This window comes from Pleomorphomonas carboxyditropha, assembly GCF_002770725.1.
In the GTDB taxonomy this organism is placed as follows: Bacteria; Pseudomonadota; Alphaproteobacteria; order Rhizobiales; family Pleomorphomonadaceae; genus Pleomorphomonas; species Pleomorphomonas carboxyditropha.
Genome location: NZ_NQVN01000026.1, coordinates 1 through 24,984 on the forward strand (window position 1 = coordinate 1; position 24,984 = coordinate 24,984).

Consider the following 24,984-nt stretch of genomic DNA (forward strand, 5'->3'; position numbering starts at 1 on the left):
CCGCGACGCCTTCTCCCGGACGCTCGAGGCGCTGGCCGAGGCCGACGAGCGGGTGGTCGCCGTCGTCAACGACAGCGTCGGCTCGTCCAAGCTCGGCGGCTTCAAGACGCGCTGGCCGGAGCGGCTCATCAACGTCGGCATCGCCGAGCAGAACATGGTCGGCGTCGGCGCCGGCCTTGCCAACGGCGGCCGCATCCCCTTCGTCTCCTGCGCCTCCTGCTTCCTGACCGGACGGGCGCTGGAACAGGTGAAGGCCGACGTCGCCTATTCCAACACCAACGTCAAGCTGTGCGGCCAGTCGCCCGGCATCGGCTATGGTGAGCTCGGGCCGACGCACCACTCGATCGAGGACCTGGCCTGGCTGCGGCCGCTCGCCAACCTGATCACCATCGTGCCGTCCGACCCCTGGGAGACCGCCGAGGCCATGCGCTTCGCCGCCGCCCACGAGGGGCCGGTGTTCATCCGCGTCAGCCGCTATCCGGTGCCGGCGCTCGACCACCGGATCGACCGCATCGCACCGGGCAAGGCGGAGGTGATGCGCGAGGGCGACGACGTCGCCCTCCTCGCCAACGGCGTGATGCTGCACCGGGCGATCGCCGCCGCCGACAGGCTGGCCGCCGAGGGCGTGGCGGCGCGGGTCGTCAACATGGCCTGGATGAACCCGCTCGACAGCGAAGCGATCATCGAGGCGGCGGCGACCGGCGCCGTCGTCACCGTCGAGGAGGCGAGCGTGCGCGGCGGCCTCGGCGGCGCCGTCGCCGAGACGCTGGCCCTTAACCGGCCGGTACCGATGGAGATGCTCGGCTTCCCCGGCTTCGCCCCCACCGGCACCGTCGACTTCCTGTTCGAACATTTCAACCTCACGGCAGACGGAATCGCCAACGCCGCACGCAAGGCGATCAGACGCAAATCATAGGCGACCGTCCGCTTTGGCCGGGCAACGATCCCGTCATGCATATGAAAAGGAGGTGACGCTAACCAAGAAGAAAGCTGATCCGGGAGAATTCATCTTTCTATAAAAGTACGTAAAACGGAGGAAACAATGTACGGTAAACTTCTTCTTCAGGCTGCCCTTGGCGCTTCTCTCTGTGTACTTGCATCTGCCGCCTATGCCGAAGGTGACTACGATCAGGGCAATCTGATCAAGCCGATCGACAAGACGCTGGAGATCGTGTTCATCCCCAAGGTCATTCATCCCTGGTACGACGTCGTCGAGCAGGGCGCCAAGGCTTCGGTCGCCGAATTCGAAAAGCTCGGCGTCAAGGTCAACGTTCGCTTCGATGCGCCGCCGACCGCCGACATCAACGAGCACATCAAGAAGATCGAGAACAACAGCGCCGTGCATCCGGACGGTCTCGCCGTCGCCTGTCTCGATCCGGCCACCGACACCCAGGCCATCAACGATGCCATCAATGCCGGCATCAAGGTCGCGACCTTCGATACCGATTGTCCCGACAGCAAGCGCATCATGTACGTCGGCCATAACAGGGACGAGCAGGACGGCTACGACCTCGGCAAGTTCCTGGCCGAGCGCGTCGGCGGCAAGGGCAAGGTCGGCATCCTCTCCGGATCGCTGTCGGCCCCGAACCACAAGGCGCGCGTCGAAGGCTTCAAGAAGGCCATCGCCGAATATCCCGACATGAGCGTCGCCTTCGACCGGCCGGACAACGACAACCTGCAGGCGGCCATCGATCTCACCGAGAATGCCTTGCAGAGCAATCCCGACCTCGTCGGCATGTTCGGCTCCAACGCCTCGGCTCCGGTCGGCGCGGCCCGCGCCGTCGAGACCGCCGGCCTGGTCGGCAAGGTCCACATCGTCGGCATGGACGACCTGCCGGAAGCCATCGACTTCGTGAAGAAGGGCGTCATCGACGGCCAGAAGGCGCAGCGTCAGTGGGAAATCGGCTACTGGACTGTCAAGTACTTCGTGGCGATGGCCGAGGGCCATACCTTCCCAAAAGAGCACGCCACCGGTTCGCAGCTGATCACCGCGGACTCGCTCAAGTAAGGCCCGCCGCCGTCCGGTAGGCATCCGGACGCCGGTATGGACAGCGCGCCGGTCCAGGCGCGCTGTCCGGTTGCCCTGCAGCCGAGGTATTGTCATGTCCGATCCCACATCCCAGACATCCGAAGCGCGGCGCCCCATCCTCGAACTCCGCGGAATCCGCAAGGCGTTCCCAGGCGTTCTGGCGCTGGACGATGTCGATCTCAAGGTTTTTCCCGGGGCGGTTCACAGTCTCGTCGGCGAAAACGGCGCCGGCAAAAGCACGCTGATCAACGTCATGGTCAGCCTGTTCCAGCCGGACATCGGCGAGATCCGGATCGACGGCAAGTCCGTCAGATTCAGCCGGCCGGCCGATGCGCGCGCCCTCGGCATCGGTCTCGTGCCGCAGGAGCTCAACCTCGTCCCCCACCTCACGGTGATGGAGAACATCCTGCTGGGCACGACGCCGCTGCGCTTCGGCAATACCGCCGTCGACTGGCGCGCCATGCGGGCGCGCGCGGCGGAGGTTCTCGACCTGATCGGCGAAAAGATCGATCTCGACGCCGAGGCCTCGATCCTGTCGGTTGCCCACCAGCAGTTGGTACAGATCGCCCGCGCGCTCGCCCAGGACGCCCGCATCCTGATCCTCGACGAGCCGACGGCCAGCCTGTCGATCCCCGAGGCCGACCGGCTGCTGGCCCTCGTCGAGCAACTGCGCGACAAGGGCTGCGCCATCATCTACGTCTCCCACCGCCTGCCGGAAGTGTTGCGCCTGTCGGACCAGATCACCGTCATGCGCAACGGCCGCAAGGTGGCCCTGCTCGACCGGGCGGAGGCCAACGAGGCTATCCTGGTGCGCCACATGATCGGCCGCGACGCCCAGCAGCGAGACCGCAAGCCGACCGCCGTCCTGCCGACCGGCCAGCCCATCCTCGAAGTATCCGGGCTGTCGCGGGTGGGCGAGTTCGAGGACGTCAGCTTTTCGCTGCATCGCGGCGAGATCCTCGGCATCGCCGGACTGATCGGCGCCGGCCGCACCGAGCTTGCCCGCTGCATCTTCGGCGACACCCGCCGCTCGTCCGGTCGCGTCGTGCTGGACGGCCGGCCGATCGAATTCCAGCACCCGAGCGAAGCAATCCGGCAGGGCATCGCCTATGTCCCCGAGGAGCGCAAGCGTCTCGGCATCTTCCCCGCTCTTGGCGTCGCCGAGAACATGACGCTGCCGATCCTGTCGCGCCTGTCGCGGCTTTTCCAGATCCGCTGGGGCCGGCAGCGCGGCGTCACCGACGAGTTCGTGCGCAAGTTCGCGATCAAAATCTCCAGTCAGGACCAGCTGATCCGCAATCTCTCCGGCGGCAACCAGCAGAAGGTCATCCTCGGGCGGTGGCTCGCCACCGGCTGCCGGGTGCTGCTGCTGGACGAGCCGACGCGCGGCATCGACGTCAACGCCAAGTTCGAGATCCATCGGATCCTGCGGGAACTTGCCGAGGCCGGGCTGGCAATCCTGGTCATTTCCTCCGAGTTCGAGGAAGTCATTGGTCTCGCCGACCAGATCATCGTCATGCACGAAGGCAGGCTCAAGGGCCGCATCCCGGCGTCGGAAGCGACTCAGGAGAAGCTGCTCACCATGGCCGTCGCCTAAATCAGTCATTACCGTTCGAGGATACCATGGCAACCAACAACGACAGGCCGCCGGAGAAGTCGGTCTTGGCGCGCATCACCGGGATCAAGGAAAGCGGCATCATTCTGGCGATTATCCTGATGGGCGTGGTCATCACGATCGCCAATCCCAACTTCCTGACGCCCTACAATTTTCAGATCGTCGCGCGGCAGGTGTCGTTCATCGCCATCGTGGCGGCCGGACAGACGCTGGTGCTGCTGCTTGGCGGCATCGATCTGTCGGTCGGGGCCATCGCCGGCCTGTCGGCCATTCTCGGCGCCATGATGATGACCAGCGGCGGCGTCGATCCGTTCCTGTCGACGGGGCTCGCCGTGCTGTTCGGCCTGTTCTGCGGCGCGATCAACGGCACGCTGATCGCCAAGCTGAAGCTCAACGCCTTCATCGTCACGCTGGCGACAGGCGAGGTGTTCGCCGGCGCCATCCTGGTGCTGACCAAGGGTTACGCCATCAACGGCATTCCGGAAATCTTTCAGGTGCTCGGCCAGGGCACCATCGGCCCGGTTCCGGTGCCGGTCGCCATCATGCTGGTGATCTTCGCGATCTTGGCCTGGGTCACCACCAACACGCCGTTCGGCCGCAGCGTGTTCGCCGTGGGCGGCAACCGCGAAGCCTCGCGCTTCGCCGGTCTTCATTCGGAGCGGATCGAGATCATCGTCTACGCCATATCCGGCGGCGCGGCGGCGCTGGCCGGCATGATGTTCGTGAGCCGCATGAACGCCGGTCAGCCGACCATTGGCGCCTCCTGGCTGATGCCGTCGATCACCGCGGCGATCATCGGCGGCACGTCGTTGAGCGGCGGCGTCGGCACCATGTTCGGCACGCTGCTCGGCGCCCTCTTCATGGCGCTGCTCGGCAACGGCATCGTGCTGATGAACGTGTCGTCCTACTGGGAACGCGTCATCATCGGCCTGTTCGTCCTGATCGCCGTCATCGTCGACCTGATCCGCCGGCGCAGCAGCGGCCTGTCGCTGCTGCCGCGGTGGATGAGTTTTCGACCGCGAAGCTGAAGAGGCGATCGCCGGCAATCATCGGCCGGCGAGAGGCACGCAACGGGGCGCCGGCTAGCGCCCCGTCCGCTTGGATCGTCAGATGCCCGACTTGCCGTCGGCGCCGATGGTGGCGATGCGCAGCAGGTTGGTGACGCCCGCCGTGCCGAAGGGCACGCCGGCGGTGATGATGATGCGGTCGCCGGGCTTGGCGAAGCCTTCCTCGGCCGAGATGCGGCTGGCGCGCTGCACCAGATCCATCAGCGAGCGGGCGTCGTCGGTCACCACCGAGTGGATGCCCCAGACGAGCGCCAGGCGGCGGGCCATCGAGCGGTTGGGCGACAGCGCCAGGATCGGCGTCGACGGCCGCTCGCGGGCGGCCCTGAGGCCGGTGGCGCCGGAGGCGGTGAAGCAGACGAGGGCGGCGATGCCCAGCGTCTCGGCGATCTGGCGGGCCGAGGCGGAGATGGCGTCGGCGGGCGTCGCATCCGGTTCGCCGCGCTGACCGGCCAGGATCGAGTGGAAGTGCTCGGAGCTCTCCACTTCCTCGGCGACGTGGCTCATGGTCTGAACCGCTTCGACCGGATAGGCGCCGGCGGCCGATTCGGCGGACAGCATGACTGCGTCGGCGCCCTCGAAGACGGCGTTGGCGATGTCGGACACTTCGGCGCGGGTCGGCACCGGCGACTGGATCATCGATTCCAGCATCTGGGTGGCGACGACCACCGGCTTGCCGGCCTTGCGCGTGGTGCGGGTGATGCTCTTCTGCACGCTCGGCACCTGCTCGAGCGGCAGTTCGACGCCGAGGTCGCCGCGCGCCACCATGATGGCGTCCGACAGCTCGAGGATCTCGTTGAAGCGCTCTACGGCCTGCGGCTTCTCGATCTTGGCCATGACGCCGCACTTGCCGTCGACGATCTCGTGCACTTCCTGGAGGTCTTCCGGCCGCTGCACGAAGGATAGGGCGATCCAGTCGACGTCGGCGTCGAGGGCGGCGGTCAGGTCGGCGCGGTCCTTCTCGGTGAGGGCGCCGGAGGTCAGGATGGTGTCGGGCAGGCTGACGCCCTTGCGGTCGGAAATCTTGCCGCCCACCTCGACCTCGGCGATCGCCTTCTTGCGGTCGTTCTTGACGATGCGCAGCCTGAGGCGGCCGTCGTCGATCAGCAGGCGGTGGCCCGGCTCGAGGGCATCGATGATTTCCGGATGCGGCAGCGTGACGCCGGTGACGTCGCCGTCGAACTTCTCGCGGTGAAAGGCGAACTTGGCGCCGATCTCCAGGAACACCGGACCGTTGGCGAAGGTGCCGACCCTGAGCTTGGGGCCCTGCAGGTCGGCGAGGATGCCGATCGGGCGGCCGGCCTCGGCCTCGACCTCGCGGATGGTCGACACGTAGTAGCGCAGCTTCTCGTGGTTGGTGTGGCTCATGTTGATGCGGAAGCAGTCCGCACCCGCCTGGTGCAGCCGGGCGATCATGTCCTTGTCGGAGGAAGAGGGGCCCAATGTTGCAAGAATCTTGACCTTGCGGTTTCGTCTCATTTCGCCCCGTTTCCTTTTTGGGTCGGCTGGTAAAGATGTACGGTCCAGCTGCGTTGTTCGGCGGTGTCGACCTCGAAGAAGCCCGTCCGCTCATAGCCGCGGGCGACACAGTTCTCGACGCCGCCGATGGTAAACATCTTGCGTCTCGTGCACATGAACGCCTTGCCGCCCCACTCGCCGCCATGCTGGCTGTCGACGGCGTAGAGGTAGTAGTAGCGCGAGGCGAGAGCGCCGGTCAGCAGCGTTCCGCATTTCGATCCGCCGATGTTCCACCAGCCTTCGGAGCGCCAGCCGTCGGCGGCCTTGTAGCCGATCGCCACGGAGATGGTGCCGTCGGTCTTGTTGCAGAGCCTGAGGTCGGCCTTGGCGGGTGTGGCGGCGGCGAGGGCGAGGAACGACAACGCCGCGGCGGCAAGCGCCGGCCGCATCCGTCGTACCGGTCCCCTGATTGCCGCCATCGGTATTCCGCCCGCCAACGATCCTTGTCCGGTGCTCATCGGAGAATGCCCCGCCTTATCGCGTGACCTACGGCAAAATGTCAACGTATAATTACGCAAGCTGCCGCGCCGTTCCGCGGTGTCCGGCCTCCGTCGAACATTAGCACGCATCCTCAAGGGCTTACGCTCCAGTCTTTGGTCGCGTTCACGATCGCGGCCGGGCGATCCAGATGCCGCCGAGGATCATCAGTCCGCCGGCCGCCTGGCTCCAGCCGATCGCTTCGCCGAATACCAGGAAGGCGAGGGCGGCGGCGGCGATCACTTCCATGAAGATGACCAGCGACGAGAAGGCGGCGGAAAGATAGCCGAGGGCGAAGGCGAGCAGCCCCTGTCCACCGATATGGCTGACGTAGGCGAGGGCGGCGAGCGTCGCCGCGCCGGCCAGCGAGGAGGGCAGCAGCTTCGGCTCGAAGGCGAAGGCGACGATGCCGAGGCAGAGCGCCGTCACCGTGGTGGCGCCGAAGGTGACGGTGCCGGTCTTGTGCTCGCGGCGGGCGGCGCGCACGGCGAGGAAATAGGTGCCGAAGCCGAAGGAGGTGCCGACGCCGTAGATGTCGCCGATCAGCTTGGTGGAATCGAGCGTGTAGGAGCCGCCGAGCAGCACGGCGCCGCCGAGGATGCAGACGATGACGCCGCCCGCCTCGCGGCGGCCGACTTTTTCGCCGATGAACAGGCCGGAGAACAGCAGCACCCAGATCGGCGCCATCGACGACAGGAAGGTGGCGTTGGCGATCGACGTGTGCAGGATGGCAAGATGCCAGAAGAACAGGTCGATCGAGAAGAAGAAGCCGGCGAGCCAGATGGCCCTGGAGCGGAAGGCCGAGACCAGCGCGCGGCTTCCGCCCTCGCTCGCCGCCCAGATGGCCAGCACCGGGATGGCGAGGGCGACGCGCCAGAAGGCGCTGGCGAAGGGACCGACGTCGGCGATGCGGACGAAGACCGGCGACACGCCCATGGCGACGGCGCCGAGGCAGAGGGCGAGGAAGGCCACGACCTCGCCCGGGCGGGCGGACAGCGGCAGCGATCTGGCAGTGGACATGAACGGACCTGGAGGCGGCGGCCATCGGGCGGACCGCGGCGAATGTGCAACGGTCGCTCCCCCGGTGGTGCCAGTGGATGGATCACGACTTTATCCGACCGATAGCAGCATTTAGGATCGTCCGCCATGCAGGACCCCACCGACGACGACGCCCCGTTCACCTTTCTTCCCGGCGACGAGGCCGGCGGCCTTCTGGTCATCGCCGATCACGCCTCCAACCGGGTGCCGCCGCCTTACGGCGACCTCGGCCTGCCGCCGGCCGAGTTCGAGCGGCATATCGCCTACGACATCGGCACGGAGTGGCTGGTCCACCGCCTCGCCGCCTTCACCGGCGCGCCGACGCTGCTGACCCGCTTCTCGCGCCTTCTGATCGACGCCAACCGCGGCGAGGACGACCCGACGCTGGTGATGCGGCTGTCCGACGGGGCGATCGTGCCGGGCAATGCCGGCGTCGACACCGCCGAGCGCCAGCGGCGCATCGAGCGCTTCCACCGCCCCTACCACCGGGCGATCGCCGGGCAGATCGACCGGATGACCGCCACCGGCGTCCCGCCGGTGATCCTGTCGATCCATTCCTTCACGCCGGCCTGGAAGGGCGTTCCCCGCCCCTGGGACATGGCGATCCTCTGGGATCGCGACGACCGCATGGTGGCGCCGGCGCTCGACGCCTTCCGCTCGCGCGGCCTCGTGGTCGGCGACAACCAGCCCTATGACGGGGCGCTCAGGAACGACACGCTCTATCACCACGGCACGGCGCGCGGCCTCGCCCATCTCCTGATCGAGGTGCGGCAGGATCATATCGCCGACGAGGCCGGCGCAAACCACTGGGCGAAGACGATTTTCGAGGTGGTGGCGCCGCTGGCGGCGCGGCCGGCGATGCGCGAGATCGTCTTCTTCGGATCGCGGGCCGGCGGGCCGGGCATGTGAACGGACGCGCGAAAACGGTTGACGGCCCCATGAAGTTCGGACTTCATGCCGGCCTCACGGGCGGCGGCCCCGCCCGGACCTTATGATCAGATCGGCAGGACAGATATCCCATGAGCATGGAATCGGCAGAATCGCAGGGCGGCGTCGCGGCGGGTGAACTCCGGCAGTTCATCGAGCGCGTCGAGCGGCTCGAGGAAGAAAAGGCCGCGCTCCAGGACGACATCAAGGACGTGATGGCCGAGCTCAAGGGCCGCGGCTACGACGTCAAGGCGGTCAGGGCCATCCTGAAGCTCAGGAAGCAGGACCCGGACGAGCGGCAGGAGGCGGAAGCCATCCTCGAGCTCTACATGAACGCCTTGGGCATGGTGTAACGGATGCCGGCACGGCCGCCCCGAAGCGGGCGGCCGGTCCCCCGGGCCTGATCGTTCCGAAGCGGAGCCCTATATCGGCCGCACCGCTCTATCCGGCCTGAGGTCCTCCGCCTTCGCGGAGGATGACAGAATTATATAAATAAAAACAATCATATAGGTTGGCATCCCCGCGCCGGGGCAAATTCCCGGACATGCGGGTGCAATATTTCTGATCTCGCATGTGCGAGATCATGCCATTTCAATGACTTGATGAACGTTGCCGCCGCTTCCAAGCGGCGTTTCTCAAGCTGGTCCGGGAATTTGCTCCGGGTACGCGAACGTTCCTGTCACGTCGCCGCCGCCGCGCGCATCGCTTCCCATAGATTGTCATCCTCGCGAAGGCGAGGACCTCGGGACGAGAAGGTGATGAGGGACGTATCAGGCGCCCCGGAGTTGCTGGAGCGCTATATCGGCGTTGAGCTTTATTCTGCCTGAGGTCCTCGCCTTCGCGAGGATGACAGATTTATATGAGGATGACAGCTTTATATATGGGGAACAAAGAGATAGGCCGGCACACTGGTAGTCGGCCCACTGGCGCCCCGGGGGCAAATTCCCAGGTACCCAGGTCAATATTTCTGGTCTCGTATGTGCGAGATCACGCCATTTCAATGACTTGATGACCATTGCCGCCGCTTTCCAGGCGGCGTTTCTCAAGCTTGCCCGGGAATTTGCTCCGGGTACGTCATCCTCCGCGAAAGCGGGGGTATCGGGCGGGGGGCGCCGTGGCGGATATCCTCGCGGCATTCATCCTGGCTTGCTACATATAAAGACATCCTTATATCGTTATTGACAGCCTGCGCCGCCGCTCTATGATCGGCGACGTCGTGGTTCTTCGTCCTTTCATCGCAGGGGACGAAGCCAAGAGGGAATCCGGAACGGCGCGAGCCGAGGCCGGAGCTGCCCCCGCAACTGTGAGCGGCGAGCGGCCGATCCACCGAAGTCACTGATGCCGCAGGGTATCGGGAAGACGGATCGGACGCGTTGACCCGCGAGCCAGGAGACCTGCCACGGCCACATTGTCGTCATCGGGCGGGGTGTCCCGGTGGATCGCTTGGTCCCGGCCCTCGTTCGAGCGGCCGGCGATGGCGTGTCCGCTCGCCTTTGCCCCCTTTTATGGGGTTCCGTCATGTCACTTGCCATCGCAACGCTCGGCACGCCGCGCATCGGTCCGCGCCGCGAGCTGAAATTCGCACTCGAAGCCTACTGGTCCGGCCGCATCGGCCGTGCCGAACTCCTGGAAACGGCAGCCGCCTTGCGCGCCGCCAACTGGGCCGACCAGGCGGCCCGCGGCGTCGCCGTCATTCCGTCCAACGACTTCTCGTTCTACGACCAGATGCTCGACACCGCCGTCATGGTCGGCGCCGTGCCGGCGGGCTATGGCTGGACGGACGGCATGGTGTCGCTCGACAGCTATTTCGCCATGGCGCGCGGCGTCGGCGGCGAGGACTGCGCCTGCGGCCATCCCGGGCATGGCGGCGGCGTTCCGGCGCTCGAAATGACCAAGTGGTTCGACACCAACTACCACTATCTCGTGCCCGAACTCGGTCCCGGCCAGCGCTTCGTGCTGGCCTCGACCAAGCCGGTCGACGAGTTCCGCGAGGCGAAGGCGTTCGGCATCCACACCCGTCCCGTGCTGGTCGGGCCGGTCACCTTCCTGAGGCTCGCCAAGGGCGCCGCCGGCTTCGATCGCCTGACGCTGATCGACCGCCTGCTGCCTGTTTATGTCGACGTCCTGAAGCTTCTCGCCGCCAACGGCGCCGACTGGGTGCAGATGGACGAACCCGTTCTCGCCACCGATATCGACGCGGCGGCCCGCGCCGCCCTCATCCGGGCCTACGGCCTGATCGCCTCCGCGGTGCCCAACCTGAAGGTCATGCTGACGAGCTATTTCGGCCCGCTCGGCGACAACCTCGATCTCGCCGTATCCCTGCCCACCGCCGGCCTGCATCTCGACCTCATGCGCGGCCGGGACGACCTCGCGGAAATCGGCGGCCGAATTCCCGACGGCAAGGTGCTGTCGCTGGGCGTCATCGACGGCCGCAACGTCTGGCGGGCCGATCTCGATGCCTGCCTCGATCTGCTGCGGCCGATCGTCGCCCGTCGCGGCTTCGACCATATCCAGTTGGCGCCGTCCTGCTCGCTGCTGCACGTGCCGCATGACGTCGAGGCCGAGACCGGGCTCGATCCCGACATCAGGTCGTGGCTGGCCTTCGCCCGCCAGAAGATGGACGAACTGGCCGTGCTGGGGCGGGCGCTGGAATCCGGATCGGACGCCGTCGCCGATGCCCTGGCCGCCACCCGGGCCGCGCGGGCGTCGCGCCTGAGTTCGCGCCGCGTCGTGCGCTCCGACGTGCGCGCCCGCCTCGCCGCCGTCACGCTGGCCCTGGCCGAGCGGCCGGCGCCGTTTGCCGAGCGCGCGGCTCTCCAGAGGCAGCGCTTCGGCCTGCCGCCGTTCCCGACCACCACCATCGGCTCCTTCCCGCAGACGCAGGACGTGCGGCGGGCCCGCCAGGCGCTGGCCAAGGGCGCGATTTCCGAGGCCGACTATCGCGACTTCCTGAAAACCGAGACGGCCGCCTGCGTCCGCTGGCAGGAGGAGATCGGCCTCGACGTGCTGGTGCACGGCGAATTCGAGCGCAACGACATGGTGCAGTATTTCGGCGAGAAGCTCGACGGCTTCGCCTTCACCCAACACGGCTGGGTGCAGTCCTACGGCTCGCGTTGCGTGCGGCCGCCGATCCTCTACGGCGACGTCGCCCGGCCCGAGCCGATGACCGTCGACTGGTGGCGCCATGCGCAATCGCTGACCGACAAGCCGATGAAGGCCATGCTGACCGGTCCGGTCACCATCCTCAACTGGTCGTTCGTGCGCGACGACATCGGCCGCGACGCGGCCTGCCGGCAGATCGCCCTGGCGCTGCGCGACGAGGTCGCCGACCTCGAGGACGCCGGCGCCGCCATGATCCAGATCGACGAGGCGGCGCTGCGCGAGGGCCTGCCGATCCGCAAGGCCGACCGGGCGCGCTATCTCGACTGGGCGGTCGAGAGCTTCCGCCTGACCTCGTCGGGCGTCGGCAACGCGACGCAGATCCACACCCACATGTGCTACTCGGAATTCAACGACATCATCGCCTCGATCGCCGCCATGGACGCCGACGTCATCTCCATCGAATGCTCGCGCTCGAAGATGGAGCTGCTGACCGCCTTCGCCGATTTCCATTACCCCAACGACATCGGGCCGGGCGTCTACGACATCCATTCGCCGCGCGTGCCGTCCGTCGAGGAAATGGCCGGCCTGATCCGGACGGCGCTCGGCCATCTGCCGGCCGAGCGCATCTGGATCAACCCCGACTGCGGCCTCAAGACGCGCGGCTGGCCGGAAGTGCAGGCGGCGCTCGCCAACATGGTGGCGGCGGCGCGGGACCTGCGGCAGGCAACGACGCGATAGCGCCGGGAAAGCCGGATTCGCGCGGCATTGCCGTGAGCGCCATGCCGCGCGATCCACGACCGGCTCGCAGCCCGGTCGACCTGCCGCCAGCGTCGGGCGGGCGCCGAACCATGCCTTCTTGCCAAGCCATGCTCCTTATCGGAGCGATGCCGGATTCGCCGCCGCGCGGCTTCCCAGCCAGGACGCAATTCTCTATTTGCAAATGCCTCGCAATTGCATATGATGCCTAGGCTTCATTTTTTAGGTGCAACTACAGAGAGGCGGACCCATGCGAAGATCGAGGGCAAAGACCACGCGCAACCGGCTCGGCCTGATGCTGGCCGTCGCGTTCGCCCACATGCTGCTTTCCGGACCGGCTCTCGCCGCCGACAAATTCAAGGCGGTGACGACGTTCACCGTCATCGCCGACATCGCCCGCAACGTCGCCGGCGATGCCGCCGTCGTCGAATCGATCACCAAGCCCGGGGCGGAAATCCACGACTACCAGCCGACGCCCGGCGACATCCGGCGGGCGCAGGGCGCCCAGTTGATTTTCTGGAACGGCCTCAATCTCGAACGCTGGTTCGAAAAGTTCTTCACCCATCTCGACGGCGTGCCGGGCGTGGTGGTCTCCGACGGCGTCGAGCCGATCGGCATCGCCGAAGGGCCGTATACCGGCAAGCCGAACCCGCATGCCTGGATGTCGCCGACCTCGGCGCTGATCTATGTCGACAACATCCGCGATGCCTTCGTCAAATACGACCCCGGCAACGCCGAGACCTACAAGGCCAACGCCGACGCCTACAAGGCCAGGATCGAGGCGGCCATCGGCCCGATCCAGGCCGAACTCGACGCCGTGCCGGAGAACAGGCGCTGGCTGGTCACCAGCGAGGGCGCTTTCTCCTACCTGGCGCGCGATTTCGGGCTGAAGGAGCTCTATCTCTGGCCGATCAACGCCGACCAGCAGGGTACGCCGCAGCAGGTGCGCAAGGTGATCGACGCGGTTCGCGACAACGGCATCGGCGTGGTATTCTCCGAGAGCACCGTATCCTCCAAGCCGGCCGAGCAGGTGGCGCGGGAAACCGGGGCCAGATACGGCGGCGTCCTCTACGTCGACTCGCTGAGCGAGGCGGATGGTCCGGTGCCGACCTATCTCGACCTCCTCAAGGTTACCTCGGGCACGATCGCCGAGGGACTGGCGACGTCGCCCTGACCCACCCCGTCCGACGGGCGGCCTTTCCTCCGGGCGGGCCGCCTTCGGCAGGCTTCACAACGGACAATGCCATCGATGAATGCCCGACCAGACAGCAACAGCCCCGCCGCCGGCTCCGATGGATCCGGCATCGTCGTGAACGCGGCGACCGTCACCTACCGCAACGGTCACACCGCCATGCGCGACGCCAGTTTCGACGTGCCGGCGGGATCGATCACCGCCCTGGTCGGCGTCAACGGCTCGGGCAAGTCGACGCTGTTCAAGGCCATCATGGGCTTCGTCCGCCTCGCCCGGGGGTCGATCAGCGTGCTCGGCATGCCGGTCCAGGAGGCCCTCAGGAACAACGTCATCGCCTATGTGCCGCAGAGCGAGGAAGTGGACTGGAACTTTCCGGTGCTGGTCGAGGACGTGGTGATGATGGGCCGCTACGGCCACATGGGCTTCCTGCGCCGGCCGCGCGCCGCCGACCATGACGCGGTCGCCACGGCGCTCGCCCGCGTCGGCATGAGCGATTTCCGCAAGCGGCAGATCGGCGAATTGTCCGGCGGACAGAGAAAGCGCGTGTTCCTTGCCCGCGCCCTGGCCCAGAACGGCCGCGCCATCCTGCTCGACGAGCCGTTCACCGGCGTCGACGTCAAGACCGAGGACGCCATCATCACCCTGCTGAGGGAGCTGCGCGACGAGGGCCGGGTGATGCTGGTCTCCACCCACGACCTCGGCAGCGTGCCGGAGTTTTGCGACCGGACGATTCTGGTCAAGGGCACCGTCCTCGCCCATGGCCCGACCGACGAGATCTTCACCCAGAAGAACCTCGAGATCGCCTTCGGCGGCGCGCTGCGCCATTTCGTGCTGAACGGGCAGGAGGAGGGCGGGCTGCGGCCGATCGGCGTCATCACCGACGACGAGCGGGCGCTGGTGCTGCGCGACGGCCGGACGGCGCGCCCGGCCGAACGGGCGATGGACGGGAGGAGCTGATGGCGTTGCTGGCCGAGCCCTTTGCCTACGATTACATGATCAACGCCATGTGGGTGTCGGCGCTGGTCGGCGGCGTCTGCGCCTTCCTGTCCTGCTATCTGATGCTCAAGGGCTGGTCGCTGATCGGCGACGCGCTGTCGCATGCCATCGTGCCCGGCGTGGCCGGCGCCTACATGCTCGGGCTGCCGTTTGCCATCGGCGCCTTCTTCTCCGGCGGGCTGGCCGCCGCCGCCATGCTGTTCCTCAACCAGCGCACCAGGCTGCGCGAGGACGCCATCATCGGCCTGATCTTCTCCTCGTTCTTCGGGCTCGGCCTGTTCATGGTGTCGCTCAGGCCGACCGCGGTGAGCATCCAGACCATCGTGCTCGGCAACATCCTCGCCATCACGCCGGAGGATACGCTGCAGCTCGCCCTCATCGGCTTCGTCTCGCTGGCTATCCTCCTCGCCAAGTGGAAGGACCTGATGGTGACCTTCTTCGACGAGAGCCATGCCCGCTCGATCGGCCTCAATCCGACGCTCCTTAAGATCGTCTTCTTCACGCTGCTCTCGGCCTCGACGGTGGCGGCCCTCCAGACGGTCGGCGCCTTCCTGGTCATCTGCATGGTGGTGACGCCGGGCGCCACGGCCTATCTTCTCACCGACCGTTTTCCGCGCCTCATCGCCATCGCCGTGGCGATCGGCACGATCACCAGCTTTGTCGGCGCCTATGCGAGCTATTTCCTCGACGGCGCCACCGGCGGCATCATCGTGGTGCTGCAGACGGCGATCTTCCTCCTGAGTTTCTTCCTCGCGCCCAAGCACGGCCTGCTGGCGGCCCGCCGCCGCGCCGCCAGGGCACTGGAGGCCAGCCGATGAGCACGCTGCTCGCGCCGTTTCAGTTCGACTTCATGGTCAACGCCTTCGTCATCTCGCTGCTGGTGGCGGTGCCGATGGCGCTGTTGTCCTGCTTTCTCGTCCTCAAGGGCTGGTCGCTGATGGGCGACGCCATCTCGCACGCCGTCTTCCCAGGCGTCGTCATCGCCTATCTCGTCGGCCTGCCCTATGCGGTCGGCGCCTTCGTCGCCGGCATGACGTGCGCGCTTGCCACCGGCTTTCTCAAGGAGAACAGCCGCATCAAGCAGGACACCGTCATGGGCGTGGTGTTCTCCGGCATGTTCGGGCTCGGCCTTGTGCTCTACGTCAAGATCCAGACGACCGTGCACCTCAACCACATCCTGTTCGGCGACATGCTCGGCGTGTCCTGGGGCGACATCGGCGTGACCGCGGCCATCGCCGCCCTCACCACCGGCGTCATCGGCCTGAAATGGAAGGACTTCCTGCTGCACGCCTTCGACCCGGCCCAGGCGCGGGCGTCTGGGCTGCGGGTCGGCCTGCTGCACTACGGCCTGCTGGCGCTGATCTCGCTCGCCATCGTCGGGGCGTTGCAGGCGGTCGGCATCATCCTCGCCATCGCCATGCTGATCGCTCCGGGCGCCATCGCCTTCCTGTTGACCCGGCGCTTCTCGACCATGCTGCTGGTCTCGACCCTGGTTGCCATTTCGGCATCCTTCCTCGGGGTCTATCTGTCGTTCTTCATCGACAGCGCGCCCGCGCCCACCATTGTCCTCCTGATGGCGATGGTGTTCATTCTGGCTTTCGTCTTCTCGGTGGCGAGAGCGGCGAGGGCGGAACGAACGGCCTGATCGCCGCCGATCCCGCCGAGGGCGGTCGGCCGATCCGGAGAGGTCCTGTGCGTCCACGTGATATCGCGCTGGTGACGGCGCTGCTGCTGGCCGCGGCCGGCCCATCGACGGCCCGGGCCGACGACGCCCGCACCCGGCAGATCGTGGCCGCGCTCGATCCGTTGCGGCGCGCATTGACCGTCTGCACCGTCGACCGGATCGCCCAATCGAGGGATAGCGGCCAGACCGCCGAAGCGAGAGCCGATCGGGCCCTCGCCGACTGCGGCGACAAGGCGACCGACCTGCGGGCGAAGGCGACGGACCTCCTCGGCCCGGAAGCCGCCGCGCGGCTGATGGATCGTCTCGACGCGGAAACGCGCGCTGCCCTCGTCGAATCGGCCCGCCTGCTGGGGAGCGATGCCGTTCGAAGCGGCGGGGCGGCCGGATGGCCGCGCGTCCTGACCGACCGGGACGGCCCGTCGCCGGCTCCGGGGGAGCGCCAGCCGTGAAGCGCCCTCTTTATAAGCTCATCCGTATCTTGACGTAGCATGGCCTGATCGGTCTATATGTAGGCGTCACGGTCCTGCGATTCACAAGATCAAGGGCCAAGAGGGAATCCGGTGCGGCCGGCCCGTCAAGGGTTGGCCCATGCCGGAGCTGCCCCCGCAACTGTAAGCGGCGAGCCCCGTCCACGCGGTGTCACTGAAGCCTTGGCTTCGGGAAGACCGGACGAAGGCGACGACCCGCGAGCCAGGAGACCTGCCGTGACGGCTGATTTTACGTCCTCGGGCGGGGTGCCCCGGTGGATCGTGACCGAGACGCGCCGGCATCGACGGCGGCGTCCATCGCTGTCGCGTCCGCTCGGCCTTTGCCCCCATGATTGGGGTTGCCGATGTCTCTTCTTTCCGAATTCGAGTTTTCCGCCGCGCCGGGCCAGCCGCAGGCCGACCGGCACCGGGTGATCCGCCGCAACGGCGCGGTGACGCCGTTCGACGCCGACAAGATCCGCGCCGCGCTCACCAAGGCCTTCCTGGCCGTCGAAGGCAACGACGCCGCCGCCTCGCGCCGCGTCCACGACATCGTCGGCGCGCTGACGGCCGAGATCGTCGCCGCGCTGTTCCGCCGCGACGACGGCCGCGCCTTCCAGATCGAGGACATCCAGGACCAGGCGGAACTGGCGCTGATGCGCGGCGGCCATCACAAGGTCGCCCGCGCCTACGTGCTCTATCGCGAGGAGCGGGCCAGGGAGCGCGCCGCCGCGGCGGCCGCGCCCACGCCGCCGCTTCTCAACGTCCGCGCCGGCGACGGCCGGCTGAAGCCGCTCGACGAGGCGCGCCTCGTCCGTCTCGTCGAGGAATCGGTCGCCGGGCTGGAGGGCGTTGCCGCCGAGGCCATCCTCTCGGAGACCCGCCGCAACCTCTACGACGGCATTTCCGCCGACGAACTGGCGCAGGCGCCGATCCTCGCCGCCCGGGCGCTGGTGGAGCGCGAGCCGAACTACGCCAGGGCAACGGCGCGGCTTCTGGGCGACAAGCTGCGCCGCGAGGCGCTGTCCTTCCTCGCCGGCCACGCCGACGAGGCGACGCAAGGCGAGATGGCCGCCCGCTACCCGGAGTATTTTCGGGCCTATCTTGCGGCCGGCATCGCCGCCGAGCGGATCGACCCCGAACTCGGCCGCTTCGACCTCGGCCGCATCGCCGCCGCGCTGAAGCCGGAGCGCGATCTCCAGTTCGACTATCTCGGCCTGCAGACGCTCTACGACCGCTATTTCCTGCATGTCGGCGGCGTGCGCTTCGAGCTGCCGCAGGCCTTCTTCATGCGCATCGCCATGGGGCTCGCCTTGCGCGAGGTCGACCGCGAGGTACGGGCGATCGAGTTCTACGATCTTTTGTCGTCGTTCGACTTCATGGCCTCGACGCCGACGCTGTTCAACGCCGGCACGCCGCGGCCGCAGCTGTCGTCCTGTTTCCTCACCACCGTCTCCGACGATCTCGACGGCATCTTCAAGGCGATCCGCGACAACGCGCTGCTCGCCAAATATTCCGGCGGCCTCGGCAACGACTGGACGCCGGTGCGCGGCCTCGGCGCGCATATCAAGGGCACCAACGGCGAGAGCCAGGGCATCGTGCCGTTCCTGAAGGTGGCCAACGACACGGCGATCGCCGTCAACCAGGGGGGAAAACGCAAGGGCGCCGTCTGCGCCTATCTCGAAACCTGGCATGTCGACATCGAGGAATTCCTCGATCTCCGGAAGAACACCGGCGACGACCGCCGCCGCACCCACGACATGAACATCGCCAACTGGATTCCCGACCTGTTCATGCAGCGGGTCGAGGCCGACGGCCCATGGACGCTGTTGTCGCCGGACGAGACGCCCGACCTGCACGACCTCTACGGCCCGGCGTTCAAGACTGCCTATGAGGCCTACGAGGCGAGGGCGGCGCGCGGCGAGATGAAGGTTTTCCGCACCGTGCGGGCCGTCGACCTGTGGCGGCGCATGCTGACCATGCTGTTCGAGACCGGCCACCCCTGGGTCGCCTTCAAGGACCCCTGCAACATCCGCTCGCCGCAGCGGCACGCCGGCGTCGTCCATTCGTCCAACCTCTGCACCGAGATCACGCTCAACACGTCGGCCGACGAGGTCGCCGTCTGCAATCTCGGCTCGATCAACCTCGCCGCCCATGTCGGCGCGAACGGTCTCGACCGGCAGAGGCTCGCCCGCACCGTCCGCACGGCGATGCGCATGCTCGACAACGTCATCGACATCAATTTCTACACCATTCCCGAGGCGCGCCGCACCAACCTGCGTCATCGGCCGGTTGGCCTGGGGCTGATGGGCTTCCAGGACGCGCTGCACGTCCTGCGCCTGCCCTATGCCTCGGAGGAAGCGATGCGCTTCGCCGACGGGAGCATGGAGGCGATCGCCTACGAGGCCATCTCGGCGTCGTGTGATCTCGCCGCCGAGCGCGGCCGCTATCCGTCCTTTGCGGGCTCGCTGTGGTCCGAGGGCATCCTGCCGATCGACAGCCTGGAACTGCTGGCCGAGGCGCGGGGCGGCCTCGACCTCGACCGCTCCTCGACGCTCGACTGGGACGGCCTCAGGCAAAAGGTGAAAGCGGCGGGCCTGCGCAACTCCAACTGCCTCGCCATCGCGCCGACCGCCACCATCTCCAACATCTGCGGCGTGTCGCAATCGATCGAGCCGGCCTACCAGACGCTCTACGTCAAGTCGAACATGTCGGGCGACTTCACGGTGGTGAACCCGCATCTGGTCGCCGACCTCAAGGCGCGCGGCCTGTGGGACGAGGTGATGATCTCCGACCTCAAGTATTACGACGGCAGCCTCGGGGCGATCGACCGGGTGCCGGCCGATCTCAAGGCGCTCTACGCCACCGCCTTCGAGATCGATGCCGCCTGGCTGATCGAGGCGGCGGCGCGGCGGCAGAAATGGATCGACCAGGCGCAGTCGCTCAACCTCTATATCGCCAACCCCTCGGGCAAGAAGCTCGACGCCCTCTACCGGCTCGCCTGGAAGAAGGGCCTCAAGACCACCTATTACCTGCGCTCGCGCTCGGCCACCCACGTCGAGAAATCGACGCTGAAGGGGGTGGACGGCAAGCTCAACGCGGTGAGCGTCGCCGCCGTCGAGGCCGCGCCCAAGGCCTGCGCCATCGACGATCCCACCTGCGAAGCCTGCCAGTAAATCCAGGATAATCCGAAATGCTCGACTTTTCCGAAAAGACCATTGCCGGCACCGCCGGCCTCGCCAGCGATGCCACCGGCCTCGGCTCGATCGAGCGCGGCGCCGCCCGCGTCCACGTCGACGACAAGGCGATGATCAACGCCCGTGCCGACGTCAACCAGTTGCTGCCGATGAAATACGGCTGGGCCTGGGAGAAATATCTGGCCGCCTGCAACAATCACTGGATGCCGACCGAGGTGTCGATGCAGGCCGACATCGCGCTCTGGAAATCGAAGGACGGGCTGACCGACAACGAGCGGCGGATGATCAAGCGCAACCTCGGCTTCTTCGCCGCCTCGGAAAGCCTCGTCGCCAACAACATCGTGCTGGCCATCTACCGCCAGCTCACCAACCCCGAGTGCCGGCAGTATCTGCTGCGGCAGGCGTTCGAGGAGGCGGTGCATACTCACACCTTCCAGTACATCGTCGAAAGCCTCGGCCTCGACGAGGGCGAGCTGTTCAACATGTACCGCGAGGTGCCGTCGATCACCGACAAGGCGGCCTGGGCGCTCGCCCACACCCAGAGCCTCGACGATCCGGCCTTCCGCACCGGCACGCCGGCGACCGACCGGGCGTTCCTCAAGGATCTCGTCGCCTTCTACGTCGTCTTCGAGGGCATGTGGTTCTACACCGGCTTCGCGCAGATCCTGTCGCTCGGCCGGCGCAACAAGATGGTCGGCGTCGCCGAGCAGTACCAGTACATCCTGCGCGACGAGAGCATCCACCTCAACTTCGGCATCGACGTCATCAACCAGATAAGGGCCGAGAACCCCCACCTCTGGACGGCGGACTTCGTCGAGGAGGTCAGGGCGATGCTGCGCGAGGCGGCCGAGCTCGAGGTCGCCTACGGCCGCGACACCATGCCGGGCGGCTTCCTCGGCCTCAACGCCGCGCTGTGCGAAAGCTACATGCACTTCATCGCCAACCGGCGCTGCGCCCAGCTCGGCATCGCGCCGGTCTTCCCGGAGACCGACAATCCGTTCCCCTGGATGAGCGAAACCATGGACCTCAAGAAGGAAAAGAACTTCTTCGAGACGCGCGTCATCGAATACCAGAACGGCGGCGCGCTGAGCTGGGACTGAGAGCCTGGAAACTCTACCGGGGTGGCCATCCGGCTTGGAGCGCTGCGCCGGCAGGCGTTGTGGGTATGGGAGACCTATGTCGGCGTTGCGCTCCATTCTGCCCGAGGTCCTGCGCCTGCGCGCAGGATGACAGATTTATATAAAGAAAACATGTAGATAGCGTACATATCGAGTGTCATCCTACGCGAAGGCGTAGGACCTCAGGACGAAAGAGGCGCAGGGGTAAATATCATGCGCCGCATATCCTCGGAGCGCCATATCGGCCGGGCGTTTCATTCTGCCCGAGGTCCTGAGACTTCGCGGAGCAGGACAGGATTATATATAGGAAACATATAGATAGCCTATCCATAAGTTGTCATCCTGCGCGAAGGCTCAGGGCCGCAGGCCGAAAGAGGCACGGGGTGGCCATAAGGCTCCCGACGCGATGGCCGGGCTTCTCCGCGCTTGACAGCAACACGGCGCGGGCCTAGCTTTCTGTATCGTTTCAAAGGAGGCGTCGCCGACCGCCGGCAACCGGTGGACGGAAGGCGCCTTCTTCGCGTGGATTCCATGACCGCTCCATCCAGCACCCTGTCCGCTCCGGCACCCATTCGGCGCGATCGGCTGACCTGGGCCGCCTATCTGGCGCTCGCCCAGTTCACCTTCTTCCTGAACATCCAGGGCAACATCATCCCGTTCCTGAAGGACGAGTTCGACCTCAGCTACCGCGTGGTGACGCTGCATCCGGCGGCGGTGGCGGCCGGGCTGATCGTCTCGGGCCTGATCGGCGAGCGGCTGACGCGCAAGCACGGCCGGCTGTGGTCGGTGGTGGTCGGCCTCGCCGGCATGGCCATCGGGGCGCTCGCCATCATCGTCGCGCCGCATCCGGTGGTCAGCATTCTCGGCTGCTTCCTGATGGGCGCCGTCGGCTGCCTGGTGCTGATCATCGTGCCGAATCTGCTCGCCGACTGGCACGGCGCCAACAGCTCGGTGGCGATCGGCGAGGCCAACGGCATCTCCTACGTCGCCTCGCTTACGGCGGCCATGGCGGTGGGCCTGTTCGTCGCCATCGGCTTCGGCTGGCGGGCGGCGCTGCTGCTCGGCGTCGTGCTGGCCGGCCTGCTGCTCGTCTTCCTGCGCGGCGTGCCGATGCCGGCGGCCGCAACGCCGGCCGTGACGGCCGGGGAGGGCGGGCGCGGCGGCCGCCTGCCCATGGCCTACTGGTTCTATTGGCTGGCGATCATCGCCTTCGTCGGCGTCGAGCAGTCGGTGCTGGTGTGGGCGACGGAATTCCTCGCCCGCGTCAAGGGCGTGCCGGTGGCCTCGGCGGCGATCACCGCCGGCGCCTTCTCCTTCGGCATGCTGGTCGGCCGCCTGTCGTCGGCCTTCGTGCTGACGCGGATGACGGCGGCGCGGGCGCTCTACCTGTCGGCGATCGTCACGCTGCCGGCGTTTTTCCTGTTCTGGGGCGCGCCGAGCCTGACGCTGGCGGTGATCGGCCTGTTCGCCGTCGGCCTCGGCTGCGCGCTGCAATATCCGCTGACGCTGACCAAGGCGATCGTCACCGCCGGCCCGTTCGGCGAGCTGGCGACGGCGCGCGGCTCGCTGGCGAGCGGCCTTTCCATCCTGATCATCCCCTGGGCGATCGGCGCGCTGGCCGACCGTATCGGGCTTTCGGCCGCCATATCGATGCTGCCGCTGTTCACCGTCGCTGCCGTGGTCTTCCTGTTCGCCGGCGAAAGGGCCGTCCGCCGCTGACCTACTTCGCGAGGCCGAGCGCCGCCTTCACCTGCGGTTCGAGGGCGAGCGTGCGGTTGTCGCCGACCACCGAGAAGCCCTCGCCGGCCGCCGTCAGGCCGGCGTCGTAGACCGCCCAGGCGAATCCCTGCCGTTCGGCGGCGGCGCGCGTCGCCGCGATGAGGGCGATGCGCGCCGCCGGATCGGCGCCGTTCTGGTAGATGCCGAACTCGCCGAGCAGGACGCGCCCGGCCGGGATGCCGTTCCCGGCCGCCCAGTCGCTCACCCGCTGGAAATCGGCGGCGATGGTCGCCGGGCCGGCGTCCGTCGCGCGATAGTCGTCGAGCGCTTCGCCGACCGCCGCGTCGAGCTCCTTCCGGCGCTTCGGATCGGCGACGCCTTTGGCAATCCGCGCCCGGGCCTCGCGGACCAGGCGCTTGCCGGCGGCATCGTCGACGAGGGCGGCCGGATAAGGCAAATGGGTGAGATAACGGCCGGGATCGTCGAGCCACGGCCGGCCGGCGTGGCTGACGGCCATCGGCTCGTAGTAGTGGAAGGTCCAGACGATGTTGGCGTCGCCGGCAAACGGCGTCGGGTCGAGGCGCTCGAGCCCGTCGATGCCGCCGGACTTTCCGCCGGTCAGCACCAGCGTCAGCGTCGGCGCGGCGGCGCGGGCGGCGGCGGCCAGCGCGGCGAGCTGGTCCGGCCAACGGTCGGTCATGCGGAAATGCGAGCTCCAGTCCTGGTTGGGCTCGTTGATCGGCTCGAGGAGCGTCAGGTCCGGCGGCAGGGCGGCGAGGCGGGCGGCGACGCGGGCGACGAGGCCGAGATAACGGTCCCACAGCAGCGGCGCATGATCGTCGGTGCCGAGCACGTCTTCGAGGCCGTCGGGCCGCTCCTCGTCGGCGGGCAGCAGGTGCAGGTCGACGATGACCGTGAAACCCAGCGCCTGCAGCCGCTCGGTCGCCGCGACGATGCGGTCGATCAGCGGGCCGGCGCCGTCGTCGCCCGCCCAGAGGAGGGCGGCGGCGTCGATGCCGAGGCGGACGAAATCGAAGCCCTCGGCCTTGAGGCGGGCAAGCTGGCGGTCGTCGACGCGCCCCATCCAGTCGGGGAAATTGTTCCGGTCGAACTCGGGGGCGAGGAAGGCGTCACGGCCGGTCCAGGTCTGCCAGATCTCGAAGTTGACGCCGCGCTTGAGGAGAGGCGCCGCCGTGGCGGCCGATGCCCCGGCGACGACGGTAAGGCAGGCCAGCGCCAGCGACAGGACGCGATGAAGGCGGGGCATGACGATCTCCTCCGGCGCCTCTGACGGGCCGGCGGCGATCATGCCGGGACCGCGCCGCCCTTGCAACGGATCGGTGTAAAAGCCGATGGTCTTCCGTCGGAGGCGCCGACGTGAGAGAAGGCGGCCAGATCATTTCGAATCCGGCGCGGACGCCCGTCCGCCCGGCAGGACCGGTAGACCCATCATGTTCCTCACCCTGGTCGATTTCGTCGGCTGCTTCGCCTTCGCCCTCAGCGGCGGCACCCGCGCCGTGGAGCGGCGGCTCGATCCGTTCGGCATCGTCTTCCTGGCCTTCGTCGCCGCCACCTTCGGCGGCATCATCCGCGACGTGGTGATCGGCGCCGTGCCGCCGGTGGCTTTCGCCACCTGGCACTATTTCGCCATCTCCTGCGTCGCGGGATTCTGCTGCATTTTCGCCTACCGGCTGATCGCCCGCCTCGCGGCGCCGGTGGCGGTGTTCGACGCGCTGGGGCTCGGGCTCTACGTGGTGGTCGGCACGCGCAAGGCGATGGACGCCGGCCTGTCGCCGCTGATGGCGGCGGTGCTCGGCATGATCACCGCCATCGGCGGCGGCATCGGCCGCGACATCCTGGCGGCCCAGACGCCGATGGTGCTGCACAAGGAAATCTACGCGCTGGCGGCGCTGATCGGCGCCCTGGTGGTGTCGATCGGCGACTTCTACCACCTGCCGGGGGTGCCGGTGGCCATCGTCGGCGGCGGCCTGTCCATCCTGCTGCGGCTCGCCGCCATGCGCTGGGACTGGAACCTGCGGCCGCCGACCGGCCGCTCGTGAGCGACCGGCCGGATCGGGCAGCCGT

20 protein-coding genes and 2 riboswitches are annotated in these 24,984 nt (G+C 67.3%); of the genes, 16 read left to right on the forward strand and 4 right to left on the reverse strand.

Annotation, left to right across the window (positions count from 1 at the left end):
- The 4 genes from CJ014_RS23670 to CJ014_RS23685 all read left to right on the forward strand — a co-directional run.
- The coding region (locus tag CJ014_RS23670; RefSeq protein WP_100082977.1) for a transketolase family protein at positions 1-916 on the forward strand (916 nt) is incomplete at its 5' end.
- A gap of 126 nt (positions 917-1,042) precedes the next feature.
- Positions 1,043-2,008: a substrate-binding domain-containing protein gene (locus CJ014_RS23675; RefSeq protein WP_100082978.1), complete on the forward strand. Its 966-nt coding sequence runs from the start codon at positions 1,043-1,045 to the stop codon at positions 2,006-2,008.
- Positions 2,009-2,102: 94 nt separating this feature from the next.
- A complete protein-coding gene (locus tag CJ014_RS23680) occupies positions 2,103-3,626 on the forward strand; it encodes a sugar ABC transporter ATP-binding protein (RefSeq protein WP_100082979.1) in 1,524 nt (507 codons plus the stop codon).
- Positions 3,627-3,652: 26 nt separating this feature from the next.
- Positions 3,653-4,672 (forward strand): ABC transporter permease, encoded by a 1,020-nt coding sequence (locus CJ014_RS23685; RefSeq protein ID WP_100082980.1) that lies wholly within the window; start codon positions 3,653-3,655, stop codon positions 4,670-4,672.
- A 78-nt stretch (positions 4,673-4,750) separates the two neighbouring features.
- Here the strand turns inward: CJ014_RS23685 and pyk are convergent, their stop codons facing one another.
- The 3 genes from pyk to CJ014_RS23700 form a co-directional block, all read right to left on the reverse strand.
- On the reverse strand, positions 4,751-6,187 hold the full coding sequence (gene pyk, locus CJ014_RS23690; protein ID WP_100082981.1) for a pyruvate kinase: 1,437 nt from the start codon (positions 6,185-6,187) through the stop codon (positions 4,751-4,753).
- Positions 6,184-6,645: a DUF1036 domain-containing protein gene (locus CJ014_RS23695; protein ID WP_100082982.1), complete on the reverse strand. Its 462-nt coding sequence runs from the start codon at positions 6,643-6,645 to the stop codon at positions 6,184-6,186. Before CJ014_RS23695 ends, pyk begins: the two co-directional genes overlap by 4 nt.
- 184 nt (positions 6,646-6,829) lie before the next feature.
- Complete coding sequence (locus CJ014_RS23700) at positions 6,830-7,723, reverse strand: DMT family transporter (protein WP_100082983.1); 894 nt, start codon at positions 7,721-7,723, stop codon at positions 6,830-6,832.
- Positions 7,724-7,849: 126 nt separating this feature from the next.
- Between CJ014_RS23700 and CJ014_RS23705 the strand changes: the two genes are divergently transcribed.
- The 11 genes from CJ014_RS23705 (at position 7,850) to CJ014_RS23755 (ending at position 22,899) form a co-directional block, all read left to right on the forward strand.
- On the forward strand, positions 7,850-8,650 hold the full coding sequence (locus CJ014_RS23705; protein ID WP_100082984.1) for an N-formylglutamate amidohydrolase: 801 nt from the start codon (positions 7,850-7,852) through the stop codon (positions 8,648-8,650).
- A gap of 116 nt (positions 8,651-8,766) precedes the next feature.
- The gene (locus tag CJ014_RS23710) at positions 8,767-9,021 is read left to right on the forward strand and encodes a DUF2312 domain-containing protein (RefSeq protein ID WP_051228978.1); all 255 of its coding nucleotides are present in this window, start codon (positions 8,767-8,769) and stop codon (positions 9,019-9,021) included.
- An 847-nt stretch (positions 9,022-9,868) separates the two neighbouring features.
- A riboswitch (cobalamin riboswitch) is annotated at positions 9,869-10,084 on the forward strand.
- Positions 10,085-10,186: 102 nt separating this feature from the next.
- The gene (gene metE, locus CJ014_RS23715; RefSeq protein WP_100082985.1) at positions 10,187-12,508 is read left to right on the forward strand and encodes a 5-methyltetrahydropteroyltriglutamate--homocysteine S-methyltransferase; all 2,322 of its coding nucleotides are present in this window, start codon (positions 10,187-10,189) and stop codon (positions 12,506-12,508) included.
- A 313-nt stretch (positions 12,509-12,821) separates the two neighbouring features.
- Positions 12,822-13,700: a metal ABC transporter substrate-binding protein gene (locus tag CJ014_RS23720; protein WP_100083020.1), complete on the forward strand. Its 879-nt coding sequence runs from the start codon at positions 12,822-12,824 to the stop codon at positions 13,698-13,700.
- A 75-nt stretch (positions 13,701-13,775) separates the two neighbouring features.
- Positions 13,776-14,675, forward strand: a complete 900-nt coding sequence (locus tag CJ014_RS23725; protein ID WP_100082986.1) for a manganese/iron ABC transporter ATP-binding protein — start codon at positions 13,776-13,778, stop codon at positions 14,673-14,675.
- Positions 14,675-15,532 carry a metal ABC transporter permease gene (locus CJ014_RS23730; RefSeq protein WP_133121926.1) on the forward strand — a complete coding sequence of 286 codons (858 nt, stop codon included), beginning with the start codon at positions 14,675-14,677 and terminating at the stop codon, positions 15,530-15,532. The genes CJ014_RS23725 and CJ014_RS23730 overlap by 1 nt, the downstream gene beginning before the upstream one ends.
- Positions 15,529-16,359: a metal ABC transporter permease gene (locus tag CJ014_RS23735; RefSeq protein WP_100082987.1), complete on the forward strand. Its 831-nt coding sequence runs from the start codon at positions 15,529-15,531 to the stop codon at positions 16,357-16,359. The genes CJ014_RS23730 and CJ014_RS23735 overlap by 4 nt, the downstream gene beginning before the upstream one ends.
- A 47-nt stretch (positions 16,360-16,406) precedes the next feature.
- Complete coding sequence (locus CJ014_RS23740) at positions 16,407-16,847, forward strand: hypothetical protein (RefSeq protein ID WP_133121927.1); 441 nt, start codon at positions 16,407-16,409, stop codon at positions 16,845-16,847.
- A 52-nt stretch (positions 16,848-16,899) separates the two neighbouring features.
- A riboswitch (cobalamin riboswitch) is annotated at positions 16,900-17,119 on the forward strand.
- Between the two features lie 111 nt (positions 17,120-17,230).
- On the forward strand, positions 17,231-20,041 hold the full coding sequence (locus CJ014_RS23745) for a ribonucleoside-diphosphate reductase subunit alpha (protein ID WP_100082989.1): 2,811 nt from the start codon (positions 17,231-17,233) through the stop codon (positions 20,039-20,041).
- 17 nt (positions 20,042-20,058) lie between these two features.
- On the forward strand, positions 20,059-21,162 hold the full coding sequence (locus CJ014_RS23750) for a ribonucleotide-diphosphate reductase subunit beta (RefSeq protein ID WP_100082990.1): 1,104 nt from the start codon (positions 20,059-20,061) through the stop codon (positions 21,160-21,162).
- Between the two features lie 549 nt (positions 21,163-21,711).
- Entirely contained in the window at positions 21,712-22,899 is a 1,188-nt protein-coding gene (locus tag CJ014_RS23755; RefSeq protein ID WP_133121928.1) for an MFS transporter, read from the forward strand.
- 1 nt (position 22,900) lies between these two features.
- On the opposite strand, the gene CJ014_RS23760 is transcribed toward CJ014_RS23755, so the two are convergent.
- A complete protein-coding gene (locus CJ014_RS23760) occupies positions 22,901-24,166 on the reverse strand; it encodes a cellulase family glycosylhydrolase (protein ID WP_165790968.1) in 1,266 nt (421 codons plus the stop codon).
- A gap of 184 nt (positions 24,167-24,350) precedes the next feature.
- Here CJ014_RS23760 and CJ014_RS23765 point away from each other — a divergent pair, with 184 nt between their 5' ends.
- Complete coding sequence (locus CJ014_RS23765; RefSeq protein ID WP_100082993.1) at positions 24,351-24,959, forward strand: trimeric intracellular cation channel family protein; 609 nt, start codon at positions 24,351-24,353, stop codon at positions 24,957-24,959.
- The last annotated feature ends 25 nt before the right edge of the window (positions 24,960-24,984 follow it).

Excerpts from the sequence above, each read along its gene's own strand:
- CJ014_RS23695 (WP_100082982.1), bottom strand. The coding sequence starts at position 6,645 with ATGGCGGCAATCAGGGGACCGGTACGACGGATGCGGCCGGCGCTTGCC.
- CJ014_RS23755 (WP_133121928.1), top strand. The coding sequence starts at position 21,712 with ATGACCGCTCCATCCAGCACCCTGTCCGCTCCGGCACCCATTCGGCGC.
- CJ014_RS23730 (WP_133121926.1), top strand. The coding sequence starts at position 14,675 with ATGGCGTTGCTGGCCGAGCCCTTTGCCTACGATTACATGATCAACGCC.
- metE (WP_100082985.1), top strand. The coding sequence starts at position 10,187 with ATGTCACTTGCCATCGCAACGCTCGGCACGCCGCGCATCGGTCCGCGC.
- CJ014_RS23705 (WP_100082984.1), top strand. The coding sequence starts at position 7,850 with ATGCAGGACCCCACCGACGACGACGCCCCGTTCACCTTTCTTCCCGGC.
- CJ014_RS23765 (WP_100082993.1), top strand. The coding sequence starts at position 24,351 with ATGTTCCTCACCCTGGTCGATTTCGTCGGCTGCTTCGCCTTCGCCCTC.
- CJ014_RS23685 (WP_100082980.1), top strand. The coding sequence starts at position 3,653 with ATGGCAACCAACAACGACAGGCCGCCGGAGAAGTCGGTCTTGGCGCGC.
- CJ014_RS23760 (WP_165790968.1), bottom strand. The coding sequence starts at position 24,166 with ATGCCCCGCCTTCATCGCGTCCTGTCGCTGGCGCTGGCCTGCCTTACC.
- CJ014_RS23725 (WP_100082986.1), top strand. The coding sequence starts at position 13,776 with ATGAATGCCCGACCAGACAGCAACAGCCCCGCCGCCGGCTCCGATGGA.
- CJ014_RS23745 (WP_100082989.1), top strand. The coding sequence starts at position 17,231 with ATGTCTCTTCTTTCCGAATTCGAGTTTTCCGCCGCGCCGGGCCAGCCG.
- CJ014_RS23710 (WP_051228978.1), top strand. The coding sequence starts at position 8,767 with ATGGAATCGGCAGAATCGCAGGGCGGCGTCGCGGCGGGTGAACTCCGG.
- CJ014_RS23720 (WP_100083020.1), top strand. The coding sequence starts at position 12,822 with ATGCTGGCCGTCGCGTTCGCCCACATGCTGCTTTCCGGACCGGCTCTC.
- CJ014_RS23680 (WP_100082979.1), top strand. The coding sequence starts at position 2,103 with ATGTCCGATCCCACATCCCAGACATCCGAAGCGCGGCGCCCCATCCTC.
- CJ014_RS23675 (WP_100082978.1), top strand. The coding sequence starts at position 1,043 with ATGTACGGTAAACTTCTTCTTCAGGCTGCCCTTGGCGCTTCTCTCTGT.
- CJ014_RS23700 (WP_100082983.1), bottom strand. The coding sequence starts at position 7,723 with ATGTCCACTGCCAGATCGCTGCCGCTGTCCGCCCGCCCGGGCGAGGTC.
- CJ014_RS23750 (WP_100082990.1), top strand. The coding sequence starts at position 20,059 with ATGCTCGACTTTTCCGAAAAGACCATTGCCGGCACCGCCGGCCTCGCC.
- pyk (WP_100082981.1), bottom strand. The coding sequence starts at position 6,187 with ATGAGACGAAACCGCAAGGTCAAGATTCTTGCAACATTGGGCCCCTCT.
- CJ014_RS23735 (WP_100082987.1), top strand. The coding sequence starts at position 15,529 with ATGAGCACGCTGCTCGCGCCGTTTCAGTTCGACTTCATGGTCAACGCC.